This is a genomic window from Leptolyngbya sp. FACHB-36, from assembly GCF_014695955.1.
In the GTDB taxonomy this organism is placed as follows: domain Bacteria; phylum Cyanobacteriota; class Cyanobacteriia; order Leptolyngbyales; family Leptolyngbyaceae; genus FACHB-36.
Genome location: NZ_JACJPG010000554.1, coordinates 1 through 4,983 on the forward strand (window position 1 = coordinate 1; position 4,983 = coordinate 4,983).

A 4,983-nucleotide genomic window follows, 5' to 3' on the forward strand; every position below is an offset into this window, starting at 1 on the left:
TTTCAATCAAAGACTTGAATGCCGTTGCAGGGCTGCCTTGCGCTTACGGAGTCAGGTGGTTAAAGCAGCGAATTGCCACCGAGGACGATGGCGTTGTCACCCGCATTAAGCAAGCGGGCTTTGTGATTTTGGGTAAAACTGCCACCTCCGAAGCTGGAACTCTTCCCTATACAGAACCCGATGGCTTTCCTCCAGCACGCAATCCCTGGAATCCTGATTACACGCCCGGAGGCTCCAGTGGTGGAGCCGCGGCAGCAGTGGCGGCGGGTTTATGTTCTATTGCTCAGGGGTCAGATGGCGGTGGCTCAATTCGCGGTCCGGCATTTTGCTGTGGACTTGTGGGAATCAAGCCATCACGAGGACGAGTTACCCATGCGCCACTCGGAGATCGCCTCAACGGCATTGCTACGAATGGACCGATCGGGCGTACGGTTGCCGATGCAGCCGCGCTGCTCGATGTCATGTCTGGCCACGTCACCGGAGACCCCTATTGGTTACCCGACCCGGACCCCTCGTTTCTAGCAGCGACCGAGACGCCACCCAAGCCATTGCGAATTGCGTTTGCTACCACGATCGCGCCTATTGGCGATGCTGATCCGGTATGCCAGCAAGCGGTCATGGATGCAGTACGACTGCTAGAAGGACTGGGGCACACGGTTGAACCGGGGTGCCCGAACTTTGAGGATTTAATTGAGCCGTTTCAAATCATTTGGCAAGCGGTGCTGGCAGAGGCAGGAGTGTCAGGATTGGCTCTCGGTAAAATGAACCGCTGGCTGCTGGGTCGCGCCCGCTTTTGCTCCTGCGGCAAATATCTCCGGGCTGTCTCGACCATGCAAAAAATTTCTCGCCGTATCGTTGCCTTTTTTGACGAGGTGGACGTGCTAGTGCTGCCAACCTACTTGCATTCAACCATTCGAGTGGGTGAGTGGGCAAATCTGCGATCGGCGAAAACCCTCCAGAAAATTATTAACTGGGTTGCACCATGCCCGCCCTTTAATGCGACTGGGCAGCCTGTGATCGCGCTGCCAACGGGGCTGGCTCCTAATGGTTTGCCAGTAGGCGTTCAACTCGTCGGTCGTCCGGCTGCGGAAGCGACTTTAATTGCCCTTGCTGCGCAATTAGAAACAGCAAATCCTTGGAGCGATCGCCGTCCTGCCCTGGCAAATCAAGAATTTTGACCCGGAGGCAGACGGGGCGATCGCCCCAACACCTTCGTGAGACCCTGACCTCTTGCGACCCTTAGTGGTCTGTAGACGAAGCAATATTCCCAAAAACGGTTGCTAGTGGGGCGAAAACCGGATTCTAAAACTAGATCGCGGTACACTGCCTAGCAATTCATCGATCGTGATCCAGGTCAATGACTCCCCTCCTTCGGATAGATAAGATAGGACAGTTGTAGCCTAGTGCACACCATCCCTTGCTTCCAGAAGAAAACTGAATTAACCTGATTAATGTAGAAATCTGTACAGTTGATTAAGCATTCTTCGATAGCAAGACGTGTACAGTGGTTCTATATCCGGTGTGAGGAGAAAAAATTCAATGTCAAAGTTTCTGTTGAACGCGCTACTGGTCAGTCCCGCAGTTTTCGGAGCCACTCTGGCAGTTTCGGCCTCTGCATTTGCCGCAGATGCAACGTCAGTAAAAGAGATCGCTCAGCCTCAGGCATCTACGCTACAGCCCCAGCTTGTTGCTGCTCCTGAAGCTTCTAAAACGGAAGTTGCTCCCGTATTCTCAAATGCTCCTGTAGCTCCAGCTATTGTGGCGTCTACTCCTGTAGAACAGCCCGCTGCTGCTCCGGCTGACTCAGATTCAGCAGATTCGCTGAATCAACTCAACCGCTACAGTCGTGAAGGACGAGCAGCGAACAACATGAGTCAGGTTACATCGGTGTCGCAGCTGTCCGACGTGCGACCGACTGACTGGGCATTTCAAGCGCTTCAATCGCTGGTTGAGCGTTATGGCTGTATCGTCGGCTATCCCGATCGTACGTATCGCGGCAACCGCGCCTTAACTCGTTACGAATTTGCCGCTGGTTTGAATGCTTGTATCGATCGCGTTAACGAGCTGATTGCTGCTGCTACCGCTGATCTGGTTAAGAAAGAGGACTTGGCAACGCTGCAACGCCTGCAAGAAGAGTTTGCCGCAGAATTGGCAACCTTGCGCGGTCGCGTGGACGCTTTGGAAGCTCGGACGGCAACGCTGGAGAAGCAGCAGTTCTCCACCACCACCAAGCTGGCAGGTGAGGTGATTTTCGCGGTTACGGATGAGTTTGGGCAGAACGTTGACAACAATACGGTACTCCAGAACCGCGTTCGTTTAGCGTTGAACACAAGCTTTACCGGGAGAGACTTGCTCGTAACCCGTCTAGCTGCTGGTAACGCCACTGCCTTCAACTACGGGACCTCCTCTGGCGTCGGTGCACTCAATGCTCCGTTCTCTGAAGGACTACAAACCTTTAACTTCGGCAACACGGGTAACAATTCAGTCTATGCGGACTGGGTTGCTTACTACGGTAATCTGGGTGAGAACATTAAGTTCTACCTTCCTGCTATTAGCGGTTTGCACTACGACTACGCAGCGACGTTTAGCCCTGCACTTGATTCGTTTGATGGCGGTACTGGCGCTCTTTCCATCTTTGGTCAGCGCAACCCGATCTACCTGATTGGTGGTGGTTCAGGTCTTGCGTTTACGGTACAGAACCCACGCCTGCCTGGATTCACGTTCTCGATCGGCTACCTAGCAGACAACTCCGCATTTAACACCTCGACCCGTGTGGGACCAACAACCTTTGGTGCCAACAACCCTTCAGAGGGTTTGTTTGAAGGTAGCTACAGTGCACTAGCACAGCTGGGTTACACGGGTGGCAACTTTGGAATTGGCTTAACCTACGTTAATGCTTACCGCAGTGCCAACGGTGGAACAAATCAAGTTGCTATCTTTGATGGCGGTAGTGCAGTTCCAGCAACGGGAACGCTCTTAGCGAACCAAAACGGCCTTGCCGCTCGTTCGGCGATCGTCAACGGCTACGGCGCGTCGGCTTACTTGAAGCTGGGTCAAAACATTGTCCTGAATGGCTTCTTCTCGTACATCAACGCGGACTTCGTTGACGATGGTCGTGATCAAGCCGACATCTGGACCTACGGCGTCGGTCTTGCTTTCCCCGACCTAGGTAAGAAAGGCAATTTGGGCGGTTTGATCTTTGGAGCTGAGCCTTATCTAGGCAACGCCAGAGAGTTGTACCCTGGTCAGGGCGCTAGAAGCAGCACGCCGTTCCATGCGGAAGCGTTCTACAAGTACCAGCTAACGGATAACATCTCTGTGACGCCGGGTGTGATCTGGATCTTTAATCCGGGTCAGAATAGCGACAACGAAGACATCATCATCGGTACGCTTAGAACGACGTTCACGTTCTAATGCTTGCTGACTCAACTGGTGCCTTAAATAACTAGAGCGAAAGCCCTGCTGTAAGCAGGGCTTTTCTATTGAATGCGTCATTTCGGCTTGCGACCTAAATCACAAATAGGAGCTAAATTTTCGATTATTCTCTAAAACCCCAGTGCTGAACCGTAGTATAATGAATGAATTAACCCCTGATTGGCCCTAAGCCATTTAACCCGTGGAACTGTCCTGTAAAAATGAGTATGCGCTTTCAGCTCTGATTGAGCTAGCTGCTAAACATGGCAGTGGTGAGCCGCTGCAAATTCGTCAAATTTCTGCTCAGCAGCAAATTCCCGATCGCTACCTAGAGCAACTGCTGGCGGCGCTCCGCCGATGTGGCTTAGTCCGATCGCAGCGCGGTGCCAAGGGAGGATACGTGCTGGCTCGTGAACCTTGGAAGATAACTCTGCTGGAAGTAATGATGTGCCTTGATGGTTCAGACGCACAGCCCAGTGAGTCGGACACAGAGCTTAAAACTGTTGAGAGCACCGTTATTCGAGAGGTTTGGCAAGAAGCACATCAAGCCGCAAACACGGTTCTTCAGCGCCATACTTTACAGGATCTTTGCGAAAAGCGCGATGCCCGACGCCAACTCGATATTATGTACTACATCTAGAAAAATTTGAGCGGTGGGAGTCTTTAGGTTTGCGTTAGCGCTTAGGGCTGTGTATAGCCTCTGGAACGTCTAAGGCTAAGACTTAGAGAACGCCACCTGCCCGCTCATAACGCCTTGCTTTTTTATCGATCAAATCACTGTCATCACTTCAAATCCCACATCTTTTTTTCCCATGCGGATTGCAACGAACATTACAGAACTTATTGGTCACACCCCTCTCGTGCAGCTTAACCGGATTCCGGAAGCAGAAGGCTGCGTTGCCAGAATTGTTGTGAAGTTGGAGGGGATGAATCCGTCCTCCTCGGTGAAAGACCGAATCGGCATCAGCATGATCAATGCAGCAGAGCGAGAAGGGCTGATTGCAGCGGGCAAAACGATTTTAGTGGAGCCAACCTCTGGCAACACGGGCATTGCGTTGGCGATGGCAGCGGCTGCCAAAGGCTATCGCCTAATTCTGACGATGCCAGAAACGATGAGTGCTGAACGACGAGCAATGCTGCGGGCGTACGGCGCAGAATTGGAGCTTACGCCGGGCATCGAGGGCATGACCGGCTGTATTCAACGAGCACAGCAGATTGTGGACTCAACGCCCCACGCCTACATGCTGCAACAGTTTCGCAATCCAGCTAACCCACAAATCCACCGCGACACTACCGCTGAGGAAATTTGGGCAGATACTGATGGTCAAGTAGACATGATCGTGGCGGGTATTGGAACGGGTGGCACCATTACCGGTGTCGCTGAGGTCATTAAGCAGCGCAAGCCGGAGTTTAAGGCGATCGCCGTTGAGCCTGCCAACAGTCCTATCTTGTCGGGCGGACGTCCGGGTCCGCACAAGATCCAGGGCATTGGAGCAGGGTTTGTGCCGCCTGTGCTGGATGTGGACGTGCTGGATGAAGTGATTACCGTGTCGGATGACGATGCGATCG

Annotated in this window: 4 protein-coding genes; all 4 read left to right on the plus strand. The window is 52.8% G+C overall.

The genetic code is table 11. From position 1 onward, the window contains the following. Positions 1 to 1,178, plus strand: a 1,178-nt coding sequence (locus H6F43_RS15860) for an amidase family protein (RefSeq protein WP_190343694.1), incomplete at its 5' end; no start/stop codon positions are given. 361 nt (positions 1,179 to 1,539) lie between these two features. After that, positions 1,540 to 3,414: an iron uptake porin gene (locus H6F43_RS15865; protein ID WP_190343695.1), complete on the plus strand. Its 1,875-nt coding sequence runs from the start codon at positions 1,540 to 1,542 to the stop codon at positions 3,412 to 3,414. Positions 3,415 to 3,616: 202 nt separating this feature from the next. Beyond that, the gene (locus H6F43_RS15870; protein ID WP_190343696.1) at positions 3,617 to 4,054 is read left to right on the plus strand and encodes an Rrf2 family transcriptional regulator; all 438 of its coding nucleotides are present in this window, start codon (positions 3,617 to 3,619) and stop codon (positions 4,052 to 4,054) included. Between the two features lie 172 nt (positions 4,055 to 4,226). Further along, positions 4,227 to 4,983: cysteine synthase A (gene cysK, locus H6F43_RS15875; RefSeq protein ID WP_190343697.1), on the plus strand; the 757-nt coding region annotated here is incomplete at its 3' end.

Coding starts and splice junctions, on each gene's coding strand:
- H6F43_RS15865 (WP_190343695.1), top strand. CDS start 1,540: ATGTCAAAGTTTCTGTTGAACGCGCTACTGGTCAGTCCCGCAGTTTTC.